The 17,793-nt window shown below is 58.8% G+C and carries 12 protein-coding genes, 1 tRNA gene and 2 rRNA genes (1 of these 15 only partly in view); 11 read left to right on the top strand and 4 right to left on the bottom strand.

Annotated features, from left to right (window positions below; genetic code table 11):
* The 5 genes from ACR3E4_RS08735 to amaB form a co-directional block, all read left to right on the top strand.
* Nucleotides 1–2,521, top strand: a 23S ribosomal RNA gene (locus tag ACR3E4_RS08735); it begins 345 nt to the left of the window's first position.
* Between the two features lie 183 nt (nucleotides 2,522–2,704).
* Nucleotides 2,705–2,819: ribosomal RNA gene (gene rrf / locus ACR3E4_RS08740) — 5S ribosomal RNA — on the top strand.
* A gap of 124 nt (nucleotides 2,820–2,943) precedes the next feature.
* Nucleotides 2,944–3,020: transfer RNA gene (locus ACR3E4_RS08745), tRNA-Met, on the top strand.
* Between the two features lie 290 nt (nucleotides 3,021–3,310).
* Nucleotides 3,311–4,417 (top strand): saccharopine dehydrogenase family protein, encoded by a 1,107-nt coding sequence (locus ACR3E4_RS08750; RefSeq protein WP_480536634.1) that lies wholly within the window; start codon nucleotides 3,311–3,313, stop codon nucleotides 4,415–4,417.
* Nucleotides 4,418–4,435: 18 nt separating this feature from the next.
* Entirely contained in the window at nucleotides 4,436–5,932 is a 1,497-nt protein-coding gene (gene amaB / locus ACR3E4_RS08755) for an L-piperidine-6-carboxylate dehydrogenase (RefSeq protein ID WP_480536636.1), read from the top strand.
* 35 nt (nucleotides 5,933–5,967) lie between these two features.
* Here the strand turns inward: amaB and ACR3E4_RS08760 are convergent, their stop codons facing one another.
* Entirely contained in the window at nucleotides 5,968–7,545 is a 1,578-nt protein-coding gene (locus ACR3E4_RS08760) for a DUF5928 domain-containing protein (RefSeq protein ID WP_480536638.1), read from the bottom strand.
* A gap of 139 nt (nucleotides 7,546–7,684) precedes the next feature.
* Between ACR3E4_RS08760 and ACR3E4_RS08765 the strand changes: the two genes are divergently transcribed.
* Nucleotides 7,685–8,503 carry a sulfotransferase family protein gene (locus ACR3E4_RS08765; RefSeq protein ID WP_480536640.1) on the top strand — a complete coding sequence of 273 codons (819 nt, stop codon included), beginning with the start codon at nucleotides 7,685–7,687 and terminating at the stop codon, nucleotides 8,501–8,503.
* 163 nt (nucleotides 8,504–8,666) lie between these two features.
* On the opposite strand, the gene ilvD is transcribed toward ACR3E4_RS08765, so the two are convergent.
* Complete coding sequence (ilvD, locus tag ACR3E4_RS08770) at nucleotides 8,667–10,499, bottom strand: dihydroxy-acid dehydratase (RefSeq protein ID WP_480535434.1); 1,833 nt, start codon at nucleotides 10,497–10,499, stop codon at nucleotides 8,667–8,669.
* A 107-nt stretch (nucleotides 10,500–10,606) separates the two neighbouring features.
* Here ilvD and ACR3E4_RS08775 point away from each other — a divergent pair, with 107 nt between their 5' ends.
* The 4 genes from ACR3E4_RS08775 to ACR3E4_RS08790 all read left to right on the top strand — a co-directional run bounded on the left by ACR3E4_RS08775 (nucleotide 10,607) and on the right by ACR3E4_RS08790 (nucleotide 13,568).
* On the top strand, nucleotides 10,607–11,170 hold the full coding sequence (locus ACR3E4_RS08775) for a helix-turn-helix domain-containing protein (RefSeq protein WP_480535433.1): 564 nt from the start codon (nucleotides 10,607–10,609) through the stop codon (nucleotides 11,168–11,170).
* Complete coding sequence (locus ACR3E4_RS08780; RefSeq protein WP_480535431.1) at nucleotides 11,167–11,436, top strand: CBU_0592 family membrane protein; 270 nt, start codon at nucleotides 11,167–11,169, stop codon at nucleotides 11,434–11,436. The genes ACR3E4_RS08775 and ACR3E4_RS08780 overlap by 4 nt, the downstream gene beginning before the upstream one ends.
* Before the next feature lie 93 nt (nucleotides 11,437–11,529).
* Entirely contained in the window at nucleotides 11,530–12,384 is an 855-nt protein-coding gene (sseA, locus tag ACR3E4_RS08785) for a 3-mercaptopyruvate sulfurtransferase (RefSeq protein ID WP_480535430.1), read from the top strand.
* Nucleotides 12,384–13,568 carry an amino acid aminotransferase gene (locus tag ACR3E4_RS08790; protein WP_480535429.1) on the top strand — a complete coding sequence of 395 codons (1,185 nt, stop codon included), beginning with the start codon at nucleotides 12,384–12,386 and terminating at the stop codon, nucleotides 13,566–13,568. Before sseA ends, ACR3E4_RS08790 begins: the two co-directional genes overlap by 1 nt.
* A 61-nt stretch (nucleotides 13,569–13,629) precedes the next feature.
* On the opposite strand, the gene ACR3E4_RS08795 is transcribed toward ACR3E4_RS08790, so the two are convergent.
* Together ACR3E4_RS08795 and ACR3E4_RS08800 are read right to left on the bottom strand one after the other, a co-directional pair.
* Nucleotides 13,630–14,955 carry an ammonium transporter gene (locus ACR3E4_RS08795; protein ID WP_480535428.1) on the bottom strand — a complete coding sequence of 442 codons (1,326 nt, stop codon included), beginning with the start codon at nucleotides 14,953–14,955 and terminating at the stop codon, nucleotides 13,630–13,632.
* Between the two features lie 32 nt (nucleotides 14,956–14,987).
* On the bottom strand, nucleotides 14,988–15,326 hold the full coding sequence (locus tag ACR3E4_RS08800; protein ID WP_480535427.1) for a P-II family nitrogen regulator: 339 nt from the start codon (nucleotides 15,324–15,326) through the stop codon (nucleotides 14,988–14,990).
* 257 nt (nucleotides 15,327–15,583) lie between these two features.
* Between ACR3E4_RS08800 and ACR3E4_RS08805 the strand changes: the two genes are divergently transcribed.
* A complete protein-coding gene (locus tag ACR3E4_RS08805) occupies nucleotides 15,584–17,767 on the top strand; it encodes a transglycosylase domain-containing protein (protein ID WP_480535425.1) in 2,184 nt (727 codons plus the stop codon).
* Nucleotides 17,768–17,793: the final 26 nt, after the last annotated feature.

Here is a 17,793-nt window from a genome sequence, read left to right on the forward strand (position 1 = left end):
CATAGCGGGTGACAGCCCCGTATAGGAAGCTTTGATGGACGTATTAAGTAGGGCGGAACACGTGAAATTCTGTCTGAAGATCGGAGGACCACCTTCGAAGGCTAAGTACTCCTTGCTGACCGATAGCGAACCAGTACCGTGAGGGAAAGGTGAAAAGCACCCCGACGAGGGGAGTGAAACAGTACCTGAAACCGAACGCCTACAATCAGTCGGAGGCTCCTTGCGAGCTGACGGCGTACCTTTTGTATAATGGGTCATCGACTTGGTCTCACGAGCAAGCTTAAGCCGTTAGGTGTAGGCGTAGCGAAAGCGAGTCTTAATAGGGCGCATGAGTTCGTGGGATCAGACCCGAAACCGAGTGATCTAGGCATGGCCAGGTTGAAGGTAAGGTAACACTTACTGGAGGACCGAACCCACATCCGTTGAAAAGGATCGGGATGAGCTGTGCCTAGGGGTGAAAGGCCAATCAAACTCGGAGATAGCTGGTTCTCTGCGAAATCTATTTAGGTAGAGCGTCATCCGAATACCCCGGGGGGTAGAGCACTGGATGGGTAATGGGGCCCCACAGGCTTACTGATCCTAACCAAACTCCGAATACCCGGGAGTACTAGATGGCAGACACACTGCGGATGCTAACGTCCGTAGTGGAGAGGGAAACAACCCTGACCTACGACTAAGGCCCCCAATTCATGGCTAAGTGGGAAAGCAGGTGGGACGACCAAAACAACCAGGAGGTTGGCTTAGAAGCAGCCATCCTTTAAAGATAGCGTAACAGCTCACTGGTCTAAATAAGTTGTCCTGCGGCGAAGATGTAACGGGGCTCAAGCCATGAGCCGAAGTCTAGGGATGCGTAAGCATCGGTAGCAGAGCGTAGTGTGACATAGCACTTATCTTGTATTATCGCCGGTCATTTGGTGCGAGCAATCGCGCTCAAGTAGCCGAATAGGCGGTAGCGCAAGATAAAGTGCTTTCGATGAAGCCGGGGCGTGAGCCATCCGGTGGAGAGATCACTAGTGAGAATGATGACATGAGTAGCGACAAAGAGTGTGAGAGACACTCTCGCCGAAAGTCCAAGGGTTCCTGCTTAAAGCTAATCTGAGCAGGGTAAGCCGGCCCCTAAGCCGAGGCCGAAAGGCGTAGGCGATGGGAACTAGGTTAATATTCCTAGGCCAGGAGGATGTGACGGATCACAGGTGTAGTTCAATCTTATCGGATTGATTGGGCTGCTGAGTGGTTCCTGGAAATAGCCCTCCATCAGACCGTACCCTAAACCGACACAGGTGGACTGGTAGAGCATACCAAGGCGCTTGAGAGAACGATGTTGAAGGAACTCGGCAAAATACCTCCGTAAGTTCGCGAGAAGGAGGCCCGGTTCCTAGGCAACTAGGGGCTGGGGGCACAAACCAGGGGGTGGCGACTGTTTATTAAAAACACAGGGCTCTGCGAAGTCGCAAGACGACGTATAGGGTCTGACGCCTGCCCGGTGCCTGAAGGTTAAAAGGAGAGGTGAGAGCCTTGAATTGAAGCCCAGGTAAACGGCGGCCGTAACTATAACGGTCCTAAGGTAGCGAAATTCCTTGTCGGGTAAGTTCCGACCTGCACGAATGGCGTAACGACTTCCCCGCTGTCTCCAACATCGACTCAGCGAAATTGAATTGCCTGTCAAGATGCAGGCTTCCCGCGGTTAGACGGAAAGACCCCGTGCACCTTTACTACAGCTTCGCACTGGCATCAGGATTGTGATGTGCAGGATAGGTGGTAGGCTTTGAAGCAGGAACGCAAGTACCTGTGGAGCCTCCCTTGAGATACCACCCTTCGCACTCTTGATGTCTAACCGCGGTCCGTTATCCGGATCCGGGACCCTGCGTGGCGGGTAGTTTGACTGGGGCGGTCGCCTCCTAAAGCGTAACGGAGGCGCGCGAAGGTTGGCTCAGAGCGGTCGGAAATCGCTCGTTGAGTGCAATGGCAGAAGCCAGCCTGACTGCAAGACTGACAAGTCGAGCAGAGTCGAAAGACGGCCATAGTGATCCGGTGGTCCCGAGTGGAAGGGCCATCGCTCAACGGATAAAAGGTACGCCGGGGATAACAGGCTGATACTGCCCAAGAGTCCATATCGACGGCAGTGTTTGGCACCTCGATGTCGGCTCATCTCATCCTGGGGCTGGAGCAGGTCCCAAGGGTACGGCTGTTCGCCGTTTAAAGAGGTACGTGAGCTGGGTTTAGAACGTCGTGAGACAGTTCGGTCCCTATCTGCCGTGGGTGTAGGAGACTTGAGAGGAGTTGCCCCTAGTACGAGAGGACCGGGGTGAACGATCCACTGGTGGACCAGTTGTCGTGCCAACGGCAGTGCTGGGTAGCTATGATCGGACAGGATAACCGCTGAAGGCATCTAAGCGGGAAGCCCCCCTCAAAACAAGGTCTCCCTGAGGGCCGTGGAAGACCACCACGTCAATAGGCCGGAGATGTAAGCGCAGTAATGCGTTCAGTTGACCGGTACTAATCGCCCGATAGGCTTGATTTGATCCAGTAATGGAAAGACAAGACCAAAGCATACACCAACCTTGACAATGGATAACACTGATTGATGTGAAACCCCGTAAGGGGTGACATAACAACCGAGTGGCACCGCGCATTTGCATGCAAATACGCTGCCTGCCACCCGTCGCTTTTGCTCCGCAAAAGTCGACGTGGGGATTTTCCTCGGTTTGGTGGTCATAGCGCAAGTGAAACACCCGGTCCCATACCGAACCCGGAAGTTAAGCACTGCCGCGCCAATGGTACTTGGGCTTAAGCCCCGGGAGAGTAGGTCACCGCCAAACCTAGAAAAATCCCCAATCTCTCTAATACGATATCAAAATTACCGACCCTGGCCTCAAGCAGCGTAAGCGATAGGCCAACAATGGTCTCAAGTAGCCGAATAGGCGGTAGACCAACGCAAAGTGTCGCGGGATGGAGCAGCCCGGTAGCTCGTCAGGCTCATAACCTGAAGGTCGCAGGTTCAAATCCTGCTCCCGCAACCAATCTTTAACGAACTTTCGTTAGCATCACCGCGCTCCGACAAAAGACGCTTGCGCGCAGACACGCCGCGCCAGCCTTCTCTGTCAAAGCAGACATTCGGGATTAAGCAAGGCGCAGCAGAGTCATTATATAAAGAACTCTACGATCTGCAGGGACACGAAAACAATCTTGCATCAATATGACTAAAATATCGTAATAATGACGACCATCACGCGCTTTTCGTCAAGATATACCCTGCATACCGAACAAACTGGGCTTCATACTCGGAAGAAACAAAGTATGGAGGCGTGTTTTGGGTTGGAATGTTTGCGTAGTCGGAGCGGGGAAGATCGGTCAGATGATCGCGGCCTTGCTGAAATCCTCGGCTCATTATTCGGTGACGGTAGCGGATCACGATCTGGCTGCATTGGCGGCTTTCAAGTCGTTCGGTATTCCCACAAGACAGATTGATGCGACTGATCAAAAGGCGCTTGAGCATGGTCTTTCAGGATTTGATGCCATCATCTCGGCCGCCCCGTTTTTTCTTACACCGGCTATTGCGGGCGCTGCCAAAATCGTCGGTGCGCACTACTTTGACTTGACCGAGGATGTTGCGGCAACAAATGCCGTGCGCGAACTGGCGCGGGACAGTGAAACGGCGTTCATGCCGCAATGTGGATTGGCCCCCGGCTTCGTGGGTATAGCGGGTGCGGCGCTTGCGGCTGAGTTTGATGAGATCGACAGCCTGCATATGCGGGTGGGGGCTCTGCCGCTCTATCCGACAAATGCGCTGAAATACAATCTCACCTGGTCGACGGACGGGCTGATCAACGAATACTGTAATCCGTGCGATGCGATCGTGAACGGGGAAGGTACGAAGACTGCACCGCTCGAGGATTATGAACTGATCGGCCATGATGGTGTCGAATATGAGTGTTTCAACACCTCCGGCGGGCTGGGCACTTTGCCGGAAACGTTGGAAGGTAAAGCGCGCGCGGTCTCCTATCGTTCGATCCGGTATCCCGGGCATCGGGATATTCTGCGCCTGCTTCTGAACGATCTCGGGCTGGAGCGCCGTCGCGATCTGCTGAAGGAAATCTTCGAGACCGCACTGCCGCGCACCGACCAGGATGTGGTGCTGGTATATTGCACCGCCAGGGGTATGGTTGATGGGACACTGCGCGAGAAATCCCTGATCAACAAATCCTTCTCCCGCACAATCGATGGACAGGTCTGGAGCGCGATTCAGGTCACGACCGCCGCAGGTGTGTTGGGCGTCGTCGATCTGATGCGGGCTGGCGTTTTGCCTGCGAAAGGTTTTGTTCGGCAAGAGCAAGTGAAGCTTGCCGACTTCCTGAGCACCGAATTTGGCCGGCTCTATCGCGCCGGTGATGTCACTGAACAGAACAAGGCAGCCTGAGATATGAAAGACGTTGTGATGACTGCGGAAGCGACACTTGCGAAACTGGATCTGTCGGCGGCAGAGCTGACCGGCGGCACGTTGCGTGTGACCTCTCCGATAGACGGCAGCCTGTTGGCCGAGGTGCATGAGACACCGGTGTCAGAGATGGACGCCATCTTTGCCCGCGCGAAAGCGGCGTTCAAAGCGTGGCGCGTGGTGCCTGCACCGCACCGGGGTGAGTTGATCCGCCTGCTTGGCGAGGAACTGCGTGCCGCCAAAGATGATTTGGGCGCGCTGGTCAGTTGGGAGGCCGGCAAGATCACCTCGGAAGGTCTGGGCGAAGTGCAGGAGATGATCGATATCTGCGACTTTGCCGTGGGCTTGTCGCGCCAACTTTATGGTCTGACCATAGCATCGGAACGCCCCGGCCATCGGATGATGGAGACATGGCATCCGGCGGGTCCGGTTGGTGTGATCTCGGCCTTCAACTTCCCCGTGGCGGTTTGGTCGTGGAACGCGGCGCTAGCGTTGGTCTGCGGCGATCCGGTGATCTGGAAACCGTCCGAGAAAACACCGCTGACAGCGATGGCCTGTCAGAAGATATTCGAGCGGGCGCTGGCCCGGTTCGGCGATGCGCCCGAGGGTCTGTTGCAGACCCTGATCGGTGGTGCCGCACTGGGTGAGGCTCTGGTTGCCAGCGAGGATGTGCCGGTGATTTCAGCCACCGGGTCTACCCGGATGGGTCGCGCGGTTGCACCGATCGTGGCACAACGCTTCGGCAAGTGCATTCTTGAACTGGGCGGCAACAATGCGATGATCGTTGGTCCCTCGGCCGATCTGGAAATGGCGGTACGTGCGATTGTGTTCTCGGCTGTTGGTACGGCTGGTCAGCGCTGCACCACGTTGCGTCGATTAATTGTGCATAATTCGATCCGCGAAGAGCTGGTTGCGCGCCTGAAGAAAGCCTATGCAGGTCTGTCCATCGGCAACCCACTGACCGAGGGCACATTGATCGGCCCGTTGGTGGATGAGGCATCCGGCAAAGCGATGATAGCAGCCCTTGAAGCCGCCGAGGCCGAAGGCGGTGCGGTGTTCGGTGGCAATCGCATGACCGAGGGTGTGCCGGGTGGCGTCTATATGGAACCCGCTATTGTCGAGATGCCGGGTCAGACCAAGACGGTGAAGACCGAGACCTTTGCGCCGATCCTCTATGTCATGGGCTACGACGATTTTGCCGAGGCGATCGATCTCCAGAACGACGTGCCGCAGGGTCTGTCGTCCTGTGTGTTCACACTGAATATGCGTGAGGCCGAACAGTTCCTGACCGCTGCCGGATCGGATTGCGGCATCGCCAATGTCAATATCGGCCCGTCGGGGGCCGAGATCGGCGGGGCGTTTGGCGGTGAAAAGGAAACCGGCGGCGGGCGTGAGAGCGGCTCGGACGCGTGGAAGTCCTATATGCGGCGTCAGACCAACACCGTGAACTATTCCGCCGAATTACCGCTGGCGCAGGGCGTCAAGTTCGATATCTGAGTTCAAATCCGGCGGCGTTCGGTACGTCGCCGGACTCAGTCCGCGAACAGATATTCCAGTCGCATCACAGCGCGGGCCTGATCAGGCGCGAGGTCCAGAAATTTGCTGATGGCAACTTCGTTTGCCGCACGGTCTGCGGCCTCGCGCAGATGGAACAGGCCGTCATTCCGGGTGCCCCGGATCAATTCGGATTCGTAGGCCAACGCATTGCGCAAGGCTGGCAGCAGCCGCGCGATGGCGGCGTCCGAGTTGGTCTGCCCGGCCAGTCCAACACGATGGGCGTGGCCTTTCAGATAGTCGTCGGAATAGTCGCACTCGATTTCCAGAATGCGCGTGATGGCCTGATCGGCGCAGAAATCCTGGATGACATCCAGATTGGCAGGATCAAGGCACAGCACCAGTCTGCTGTCCCCGAAATGGTCGAACAGCATGCGCAGAACGGCCCGCCGGTGGCGTGTGCGTTTCTTCAACGTTGTTTCGATGCCGCCGAGGTCAGGCAGCGGCGTGTCCTGTTCGTCGAAGATGTATTCGATGCACGGTGTATCGGTTTCGGACGCGATCTGATCGACCAGCCGTTTGGCAACGTGCCATTTCTTGCAAACGATCAGACACACCTCGCGGTTTGGGCCCAGAGTATTCCCGGCCTCCCAAAACCGCTGCGCAAAGCGCCGCCCGACCCGTCCGCGGCTCGTCAGAAAGTGATAGAGGTTGCGCCCTTCGCCCGAGATATCGAATGAGACCCCTTCGCTGGCATAAAGCTGCCCCAGCCGCTGTTTCAATTCATGCGCTTCGGGGCTGATCTTGCGCGCGAACAGGTAATCCTGCCCCAGCAGCATGTCGTAGTGATCGTTGTAGAAAGTCACTGGCATGCCGTAGTCGGAAAACATCAGGAATGTCAGTGTGCGGTTATCGATCTCCTGCCTGGGGATCAGGTGGCGGACCAGGGTTTGAAAGAAGGTCTCGTCCGGTATCCAGGTGGTCGAGAAAAACCGGATCACATCGCGGCGCTGGCGCAGAAAATCCAGAATCATCTCGACCGTGCGGCGACGCAGACACCACCACTGGCTTCCAATCATGATCTGCAGGTTAGCGGGGATATCCCGCGTCAGGCCAAATCGCTTTTGGGTTTCATAAGAGCTGTAGAACAGGCGCGCTTGCGTGCGTTCGTTGAAATAGTGGCGATAGATCAGCCGGTCCTCTTTCATACCGGTCTTGATCCAGTCGCTTTCAAAGAAATCGTGGCTTTCGATGAAATCCATGTCGCGTTCATCGAGAAAGCGATGCGCGTATTCCGCTGTCTTGATCGCCATGCAATCGCCCGAAAGCATGTAAAAATGCGTGGCTCGCGGAAAGGCTTCCGCTGCGGCCTGCAGCGCATTCAGCGTGGCCTGAACCAGCGACCATTCTCCCCAGCCGCATTTGATCCGTTTGCGGGCAAAGGTGACGTTCGGGTTGTCCTTCAACGCGTCGCGGATGCGCGTATAGGCTGCCTCGCTGGCGCGGGCGTCGAAATGGATCGCCATGCAATCCCCCGCCGCCGTCAGCTGCCCGGCCTGATCAATGATCGCGTCAGGGTCTTTGTGACACAGCAGGATATAGGCAATCTTTGCCATCAGCTTTTCGCTATTCCCCGTTTCTACCGTTCGCGACCGTGATACTGAGGATGAGCGATTGAATAAACAGAATATTTTTGGTTCTTTGAGCCAAGACGTCCAGGTATCACTCCGATATCCGGCCAAGGAGGCGCAGCAGATGGGTTTTCCCGGAACATGGATGACCGAAAGCCAGAGCATGGTGTACCGGGTGGTGCCGAAATGCGCCTGCTCGACCATTGGGCAGATCATGTATTACTCGGATCATGGCCGGTTTTTCGATGGCGACATCCATGACGCAAAGGACGGAATGCACAAATGGGCCTTCGGTGCCAGCCAGGATCCGATTTCCCGCAACGTGCGATCACACGAGTCCTATACGTTCACCTGTGTGCGCAATCCTTACACACGCATCCTGAGTTCGTTTTTTGACAAGATCTGCGGCATCCAGCGCAATGGCAAACGCTATCGCGGCAATCTGGTACCGACACTGGTTTATAATTACGGCATCGAAGTGGGCGGCGAGGACGGTAAGGGTGAGTTCGACCAGATCGCCAGTTTCCGCCGCTTTCTGTTGTTCGCGCGTGATACCATCCGCTGGCGGCGCCCGATGGACCCGGATATCCATTGGTCGGCCATGTCCGGCCATGTCTCGACCCTGATCGCAAATGGCGGTCGCTATGATCGAGTTTTCTGGACCGAGAAGTTCAACGATGGGATGCAGGGCGTTCTGGATCACCTCGAAACCGCCCATCCTGTGACCCTATCCGAAATTCCGCGCTTCAACGAATCCGAAGGCCATGGCCCCAAACGCGCACATCCGGTCGAGGATTACTTCGACGATCTGTCGATGCATCTGGTTTATGAGATCTACAAGCAGGACTTTGAACTGTTCAGGTATGATTTCGAAAACCCCGCAAACAAGATGCCGATTGGCGAAATCGATCTGGATGAGATTCACGCCAAACTGGGTGACTGATCCGCAGCGGGGTGCTCCCGCCCATCGTCAATGTTTCTTGCGAAACATCTCCTCTGGTTGGGCCCGGCGCCGCGCAATGCGCGGCGCCGGCCCAAGACCGTAAGGGGTATCGGCGAAGCCGATGGCACGCAGCGGGCGCGGGAGTGCCCCGCCCGCTTGAACCTCAGACCTGACGCACAGCACCCTTGGCCGCACTGGTCGCCAGTTTGGCATAAGCTTTCAGGGCGGTAGACACCTTGCGCTTGCGCGGTGCGGCGGGTTCCCAGCCTTTTTCGTCCTGCGCTTCGCGTCGGGCAGCCAGTTCTTCGTCGGATACCGCCAGATGGATCGAGCGGTTGGGGATGTCGATCTCGATCCTGTCGCCGTTCCGCACCAGCCCGATCTCGCCACCCTCGGCCGCTTCGGGTGAGACATGGCCGATCGACAAACCGGACGTACCGCCCGAGAAGCGCCCATCGGTCAGCAATGCGCAGGCTTTGCCCAGCCCTTTGGATTTCAAATACGAGGTCGGATACAGCATCTCCTGCATCCCCGGTCCGCCGCGCGGACCCTCATAGCGGATCACCACCACGTCGCCTTCTTTTACCTTGCCGGTCAGGATGTCGTTGACCGCCTGATCCTGGCTTTCGCAGACATAGGCCGAGCCGGTAAATTGCAGGATATTCGCATCCACACCCGCTGTTTTCACGATACAGCCGTCCCGAGCGATGTTCCCGAACAGCACCGCCAGACCGCCATCCTGACTGAACGCGTGTTCCTTCGACCGGATCACGCCGCCTTCGCGGTCGGTATCCAGTTCCTTGAATCGGTTCGACTGGCTGAACGCTTGTGTGGTGCGCACACCGCCCGGCGCGGCTTTGAACAGTTCCTGCGCTTTGGGGTTGTTGGCGACCTTGATGTCCCAGTTGGCAATCGCTTCGCCCATTGTGCCGGAATGCACGGTACTGCAGCCCTCGTGCAGCAGGCCTGCGCGGCTGAGCTCGCCCAGGATCGAGAAGATGCCACCGGCGCGGTGGACGTCTTCCATATGTACATTCTCGGTATTGGGCGCGACCTTGCACAGGCAAGGCACGCGACGGCTGAGGCGATCCATATCGGACATGGTGAAATCAACCTCGCCCTCATGCGCGATGGCCAGCAGGTGCAGAACCGTATTGGTCGATCCGCCCATGGCGATGTCCAGCGACATGGCGTTCTCGAACGCGTCGAACGTGGCGATCTCGCGCGGCAGGAAGCCTTTTTCATCCAGATCGTAATGCCGTTTGGTGATCTCGACGATGCGGCGACCGGCTTCAAGGAACAGTTCCTTGCGGTCCGCATGTGTCGCCAGTGTCGAGCCGTTGCCCGGCAGTGCCAGACCCAGCGCCTCGGCCAGACAGTTCATTGAGTTGGCGGTGAACATGCCCGAACACGAGCCGCAGGTGGGGCAGGCGTTTTCCTCGATATGCTGGACCTGTTCGTCGGTGAACTTGTCATCGGCTGCGGCAACCATCGCATCCACAAGGTCGATCTTCTTGGCGTCCAGATCGGCGATATCGATCTTGCCGGCCTCCATCGGACCACCCGAGACGAAGATGGCGGGGATGTTCAGGCGCATCGCGGCCATCAGCATACCTGGGGTGATCTTGTCGCAGTTCGAGATACAGACCATCGCGTCGGCGCAATGGGCGTTGACCATGTATTCCACCGAATCCGCGATCACCTCGCGCGAAGGCAGCGAATACAGCATCCCGTCATGACCCATGGCGATGCCGTCATCCACCGCGATGGTATTGAACTCTTTCGCAACGCCACCCGCGGCCTCGACCTCGCGCGCGACCATCTGGCCAAGATCCTTCAGGTGGACGTGACCGGGCACGAACTGGGTGAACGAGTTAACGATGGCGATGATCGGCTTGCCGAAATCATCGTCACCCATACCGGTGGCGCGCCACAGGCCGCGGGCACCGGCCATGTTGCGGCCATGGGTTGAGGTTCTGGATCGGTACAATGGCATGATGCTGTTTCCCTATTGCCTCGGGTTGCATGTCTTGGGGTTCGTACGTTATAGCGCACGTAGCATATGTGCGTTATAACGTACAAGACAATTTGCAGGGCGCAGGCATGGACGCGGACAACATAACGCTGAAGCTTCGGGACGTACGGGCCGCATCCGGGCTGAGCCTGTCGAAAGTCGCCGAGTTGACGGGCGTCAGCAAGGCGATGCTGGGCCAGATTGAGCGGGGCGAATCCAGCCCGACCATCGCCACCCTGTGGAAGATCGCCAAAGGGTTCCAACTGCCGCTTAGCGCATTGATCAACAGCGGCGCGGATGACCGGGCCGTATTCCAGACGGTCACGTTCCCCGGCAGTATCGAGGTCAAGATCGTCTTTCCCTTCGATCCGGCGCTGGGGGCGGAGACCTTTCATGTCAACCTGAACCCGAACCAGAGCCACGAATCCCCCGCCCATGCCGCAGGAGTGACCGAAGAGGTGTTTGTCCTCAGCGGCACGCTCGAGATTCTGCGAAGCGAAGACTGGGTGCCTTTGCAGGCCGGGCAGGGGTTGCGCTTTGCCGCAGATCTGCCACATGGCTATCGCGCCGGAGCGCAGGGGGCGGCGTTCCTGAACATGCATCACTATGCGACGCACACCGAATTTTCCCTGAACGGCAAGGCCCCCTCATGACCGCATTTTTCAACACACTGACCATCGCAGATGCCATCGGATCTATGGGCGCTCTGGTGGTGGTTGCCGCCTATTTCGCCACCCAGATGCGGATGATGAATTCCGACGATCTGGCCTTTCCGGTGATCAACCTTCTGGGTTCGGTGCTGATCGCCTATTCCCTGATGCACAATTTCAATCTGGCCTCGGTGCTGATCGAAGGGTTCTGGATAGTGATCAGCCTGATCGGCATTATCCAGTATTTCCGCCTGCGCAGGGCCCGGTAAATCCTTTCGTTCAGGGGCGCTAGCGCTATCCAGCCTTGAACCCCTATGCTGCCGGGTATAGGGAAAATCCAAGCTCGCTTAGGGGAGGCTTTGATGCAGGACGATCCAAAAACCCTCGTATCCACTGACTGGCTGGCCGCGCATATCAAGGACCCGGATCTGCGGATTCTGGACGGGTCGTGGTATCTGCCCGCGCAGAACCGTGATGCCAGGGCGGAATATGACACAGGCCACATCCCCGGTGCGCGGTTCTTCGATATCGATGAGATATCTGACCACCGCTCGGACCTGCCGCATATGGCCCCCCCGGTCGAGAAATTCATGTCGCGCCTGCGGGCGATGGGCGTGGGCGACGGCCATCAGGTGGTGGTCTATGACGGCGCCGGGCTGATGTCGGCAGCGCGTGTCTGGTGGCTGTTCCGGCTGATGGGGCAGGAAAACATCGCCGTTCTGGATGGCGGCTTGCCGAAATGGCAGGCCGAGGGCCACGAGGTCGAGGACCTGCCCCCCGTCATCCGCGACCGTCACATGACGGTGCGTGTGCAGAACCATCTGGTGCGCGATGTCACGCAGGTGTCGGCTGCCGCCAAACTGGCCGATCACGAAATCATCGACGCCCGTTCCGCCCCCCGGTTCGCCGGGGCCGAGGCCGAGCCGCGCGAAGGTCTTCGTTCGGGTCACATTCCGGGCTCGCGCAACGTGCCTTTTGGTCAGTTGCTGAACAGGAACGGCACCATGAAATCACCCGAAGAATGCCGCGCCATATTCGAGGCCGCCGGTGTCGATCTGTCGAAGCCCGCTATAACCTCGTGCGGGTCGGGCGTGACCGCCGCGATCCTCAGCCTTGCGCTTGAGCGCATGGGCAAGAAAGACCACTCGCTTTATGACGGCTCCTGGGCTGAATGGGGTGCCTTCCCGACCCTGCCCGTCGCAACCGGAGAGAACTGATGTTCGAGAACCTCAAACCGCAGCCTGCCGACAAAATTCTGGCGCTGATGCAGATGTATAAAGACGACCCGCGCGATCAGAAGATCGATCTGGGCGTTGGCGTCTACAAGAACGCCGAAGGTGTGACGCCCGTCATGCGCGCCGTTAAGGCTGCCGAGCAGCGCATCTGGGAAGAGCAGCAGAGCAAGGCTTATACCGGGCTGGCCGGTGATCCGGCCTTTGCGGATGCGATGATCGGTCTGATTCTCGGCACCTCGGTTGAACGCGGCAACATCGCCGCCGTGGCAACGCCGGGCGGCACAGGTGCCTGTCGGCAGGCGTTCGAGATGATCCGCATGGCCAACCCCTCGGCCCGTGTGTTCGTGTCGAACCCGACCTGGCCGAACCACCTGTCGATCCTGAACTATCTGGGGATGGAGACGGTGCAGTACCGTTATTTCGACAGCGAGACTCGCGGCGTCGATTTTGACGGTATGATCGCGGACCTGAAAACCGCCAATGCGGGCGACGTGGTGCTGCTGCACGGTTGCTGTCACAACCCGACCGGTGCCAACCTGAACATGGTGCAATGGCAGGAGGTTGTTGACCTGATCAACGCGCGCGGCCTCGTGGCGATGATCGACATTGCCTATCAGGGCTTTGGCGACGGTCTGGAGGAAGATGCGCAGGGCGCGCGGCTGGTGGCGTCTTCGGTCAAGGAGTGCCTGATTGCGGCGTCCTGCTCGAAGAATTTCGGCGTTTATCGTGAACGCACCGGGTTGCTGATGGCGATCAGTGCGGATGCGGGGCAGACGGCCTTGAACCAAGGTACACTGGCGTTCCTGAACCGCCAGAACTATTCCTTCCCGCCCGATCACGGCGCGCGGGTGGTGACCACGATCCTGACCGATGACGCGCTGCGCGCCGACTGGTCCGCCGAGTTGGAAGAGGTCCGCCGGTCCATGCTGGGCCTGCGCCAGCAATTGGCCGACGAGCTGCAACGCCTCAGTGGCTCTGACCGCTTCGGCTTCATCGCCCAGCATCGCGGCATGTTCTCGCGCCTTGGCGCGGCACCGGAACTGGTCGAGAAACTGCGCAACGATCACGGCATCTACATGGTCGGCGACAGCCGCCTGAACATCGCCGGTCTGAACGCGACGACGGTGCCGATCTTGGCCAAAGCGATTGTCGACGTCGGCGTTTGATCCCGATGCCAACAAAAAACCCGGGCAATTTGCCCGGGTTTTCTTTTTCAAGAGGCGACGATCAGCCCTTTGAGAATTCGGGGTAAGCTTCCATCCCCAACTCGCCCATATCCAAGCCATTGATCTCTTCTTCCTCGCCAACCCGCAGGCCAACGGTGGCCTTGAGGATCGAGAACAGTACAAAGCTGACCACGAAGACGAAGATGCCGATGGCGGCGAAGCCTATGATCTGGGTGACGAAACTGGCATCGCCATTGGTCCACGCAACGATGAAGGTGCCCCAAAAACCGGCGATCAGGTGAACCGGGATGGCGCCGACCACGTCGTCGATCTTCATGCGGTCCAGCATCGGCACGGCGAACACCACGATCACGCCGCCGATAGCCCCGATGATCAGCGCCTGAAACAGCGACGGTGCCAACGGTTCGGCTGTGATCGAGACCAGCCCGGCCAAGGCGCCGTTCAGCACCATGGTCAGGTCGACCTTGCCAAACATCACCTGCGTCAGGATCAGCGCGGCGACGGCTCCGGCGGCGGCGGCCATGTTGGTGTTGGCAAAGATGCGGCTGATATCGGCGATGTCACCGATGGTGCCCATGGCCAGTTGCGAGCCGCCGTTGAAGCCGAACCAGCCCAGCCACAGGATAAACGTCCCCAGCGTGGCCAGCGCAAGATTGGAGCCGGGGATCGGCACGACCTTGCCGTCCTTGTTGTACTTGCCGATGCGCGGACCCAGCACGATGGCCCCGGCCAGCGCCGCGAATCCCCCTGCGGCGTGTACCAAAGTCGAGCCTGCAAAATCGCTAAACCCCAGTTCGGACAGCCAGCCGCCGCCCCACTGCCAGGACGCCTCGATCGGATAGATGATGCCGGTCAGGACGATCACGAAGATGAAGAATGGCCACAGCTTGATCCGCTCGGCCACGGTACCCGACACGATGGAGGCGGTGGTGGCGCAGAACATAAGCTGGAAGAAGAAGTCCGAACCAACCGTCGCATAAGACAGATCGGCGTTCACGCCATCCAGCCCGACCGGTTCGAGCGCGGCAGGAGAGATCGCCCCCAGCACGCCGGTGATCATCCAGCCATCGCCGGGATACATCAGCCCGTAGCCGACCAGCCAGTACATGATCGCCGCGAAGGAAAATAGCCCCATGTTCTTGACCAGTTGCATGGCCACGTTTTTGGAGCGCACCAGCCCGGCCTCGAGCATGGCAAAGCCTGCGGCCATCCAGAACACCAGAAAGCCGCCGACCAGAAACAGCAGCGAGGTCAGAATAAATTGCGTATGCTGCGCGGTCTCGCCGACGGCGGCCTCTTGCGCAACGCCCATTTGCGGCAATGCGGCAAGCGCTGCGGCAGGGATAAGAGATTTCATCAGGTTCATCTGTTTTCCTCGAATGATTGGAATGGGCGCGCTTAAAGCGCCTCTTCGTTGGTTTCCCCGGTGCGCACGCGCATTGCCTGCTCGACATCGAGGACGAAAACCTTGCCGTCACCGATCTTGCCGGTCTTGGCGGTTGTGGTGATGGTCTCGACGATCTGGTCGGCCATCGTGGCGGGCACCACGATCTCAAGCTTGATCTTGGGCACGAAGTTCACCGCATATTCGGCCCCACGATAAATTTCCGTGTGTCCCGATTGCGAGCCGAAGCCCTTGATCTCGGTCACCATCATGCCGCGCACGCCGGCCTCGGTCAGTGCCTCGCGCACCTCCTCAAGCTTGAACGGCTTGATTGTTGCAATGATCAGTTTCACGTCTTTCCCCTCTGATTTCCCGGACGGGCCGGTATTTCGCACCTGCAGAAAAATGCGCGACCTGAGGCTTTAGGGAACGCTTTCCGAGGGTGAAGGGGTGGGGAAAATTGGAAATATTGCACATTTTTTGCACAATTCACGGCGTTTGGTGAAATTATGGGCAGGCTTGAGAGGGGAAATACCGGAATTTCACACCTCTACATGGCCGTGCAGCCGGGGTATGGTGCCGCAAAAGCATAAACGGGCAGAGTTTGAGCATGACTGAGTCCAAGCGCCGCAAACCGACATTGGTCGCGGATAAGAGATACCCGTCCAAGGGCCGCAAGCCCTCGGCAACCAAGCGGGCTGCGAAGCCGGCGGGCAAGAAATCAACCGCGCGCAAGACAGCGACGCGCCGGACGGCACGCAAGAAAACGCGTCGCAGTTCCGGTGGCAAGGGCGGAGGCATTTTCCGCCGCCTGTTCCGCTGGATCTGGCGCCTGTTCTGGGGAATCACCTGGCGCGTGGGCGCAATTGCGGGCCTGCTTCTGGCGCTGGCGGTTGGCGTCGTCTACAGCTCATTGCCCGAGGTCGATGCACTGCTGGATGGGCGGGCAAAGGGATCGGTGACCCTGCTGGATCGCGATGGCAAGGTCTTTGCCTGGCGCGGGGATCAGTTCGGTGGGGTGATCACGGCGGATACAGTATCGCCCCATCTCAGGAACGCGGTGATCGCGACCGAGGACAAACGGTTCTATCGTCATTTCGGCGTCAGCCCGCGCGGTGTGGCCAGCGCCGTACGCATCAACCTCAGCGAAGGGCGCGGACCGCTGTCGGGCCATGGCGGCTCGACCATCACGCAGCAGACGGCGAAACTGCTATGTCTGGGCGTGCCCTTTGATCCAACCGCGTGGGAGTCCGAGGCCGCGTATGAGGCGGATTGCCGACAGGGGTCGCTGTGGCGCAAGGCCAAAGAGGCCGTCTACGCCATTGCGATGGAGGTGAAATACTCCAAGGACGAGATCCTGACCATCTATCTGAACCGCGCATTCCTGGGTGCAGGTGCACGCGGGTTCGAAGCGGCCAGCCAGCGGTATTTCGGTATTTCGGCGGCCGAGATCAGCCCGTCCGAGGCCGCCATGCTGGCCGGACTTCTTGTCGCTCCGACGCGCTATGCGCCCACCAACAATTTGCAACGTTCGCAGGATCGGGCGCGGCTGGTTGTCGGTCTTATGGAAGATCAGGGCTATCTGAGCCAGGCGCAGGCCAGCGAAGCGCGCAGCCGCCCTGCCGAGCTGTCCGAGGCTGCTGCGGCGCGTGCAGGTGGGTATTTTGCCGATTGGGTCATGGCCAGTGGACCCGAGTTCTTTACCCGCAACACCACCGAGGATGTGGTGATCCGCACGACGCTGGATCAACGATTGCAGAAATCGGCGGAAGAGGCCCTGCAGTTCATCTTTCAGGAAAAGGTGCGCGAAGGATCAAAGGCGCAGGCAGCGATTGTGGTGATGTCTGCAGATGGGGCGGTGCGCGCCATGGTCGGCGGGCGCAAGACTCGTGTGTCGGGTGCGTTCAACCGGGCCACGCAGGCATTGCGGCAGACCGGATCGTCATTCAAACCCTTCGTCTACGCCACCGCGCTGGAGCTTGGGTATTCACCACTGGATACGGTGATGGACGAACCCTATTGCGTGGACATCCCCGGTTCGGGCCGGTGGTGCCCCAAAAACTACACAAACAAGTTCTATGGCCGGGTGACGTTGGCGGATGCGTTGAAGAACTCGCTGAATATCCCCGCCGTGAAGGTGGCCGAGATTTCGGGGCTGGAAAACGTCCGCACCGTGGCCAGCGGTTTTGGCATCACCAGCGATCTGGCGCAGGGTCCGGCACTGGCGCTGGGCGCGTCGGAAAGCACGCTGATCGAGATGACCGGCGCTTATGCGGGTATTCTGAATGGTGGCTCGTCGGTGGAACCGTATGGCCTGACCGAGCTGAAGCTGCTGGGCGAAACCGAGCCGGTGATGGTGACAACCACCGGCATTGGTGAACGGGTGATCAACGACAAGGCCGCAAAGCAGCTGACCTGGATGATGGAGCGTGTGGTGTCGGAAGGCACCGGTGCGCGCGCGCAACTGCCGGGCTGGCAGGTGGCGGGCAAGACCGGAACGACTCAGGCCGCACGGGATGCGTGGTTCATCGGATTCACGGCGGATTATGTGACCGGTGTCTGGATGGGGTATGACGACAACACCCCCCTGTCTGGCGTCACCGGAGGCGGGTTGCCTGCGGAAATCTGGCAGGAAACCATGGCGCGCGTGACCGAAGGGATGACGCCCACCCCGTTGCCGATGCTGGCACCCGATCCGCCGGTGCGAACGGAACAGCCCAGAAAGCAGCGCCGCAAAAGCAACAACTTTGAAAATGCGATCAACAACCTGCTGAACAACATTTTCGGGAACTGAGGGATCAAAGAAAAAGGCGGTGCACC

This window comes from Ruegeria sp. AP11 (genome assembly GCF_056535865.1).

Bases quoted from the DNA above. Each gene is read 5' to 3' on its own strand.
- amaB (WP_480536636.1), top strand. From the start codon at position 4,436: ATGACTGCGGAAGCGACACTTGCGAAACTGGATCTGTCGGCGGCAGAG.
- ACR3E4_RS08760 (WP_480536638.1), bottom strand. From the start codon at position 7,545: ATGGCAAAGATTGCCTATATCCTGCTGTGTCACAAAGACCCTGACGCG.
- ACR3E4_RS08765 (WP_480536640.1), top strand. From the start codon at position 7,685: ATGGGTTTTCCCGGAACATGGATGACCGAAAGCCAGAGCATGGTGTAC.
- ilvD (WP_480535434.1), bottom strand. From the start codon at position 10,499: ATGCCATTGTACCGATCCAGAACCTCAACCCATGGCCGCAACATGGCC.
- ACR3E4_RS08775 (WP_480535433.1), top strand. From the start codon at position 10,607: ATGGACGCGGACAACATAACGCTGAAGCTTCGGGACGTACGGGCCGCA.
- ACR3E4_RS08780 (WP_480535431.1), top strand. From the start codon at position 11,167: ATGACCGCATTTTTCAACACACTGACCATCGCAGATGCCATCGGATCT.
- sseA (WP_480535430.1), top strand. From the start codon at position 11,530: ATGCAGGACGATCCAAAAACCCTCGTATCCACTGACTGGCTGGCCGCG.
- ACR3E4_RS08790 (WP_480535429.1), top strand. From the start codon at position 12,384: ATGTTCGAGAACCTCAAACCGCAGCCTGCCGACAAAATTCTGGCGCTG.
- ACR3E4_RS08795 (WP_480535428.1), bottom strand. From the start codon at position 14,955: ATGAACCTGATGAAATCTCTTATCCCTGCCGCAGCGCTTGCCGCATTG.
- ACR3E4_RS08805 (WP_480535425.1), top strand. From the start codon at position 15,584: ATGACTGAGTCCAAGCGCCGCAAACCGACATTGGTCGCGGATAAGAGA.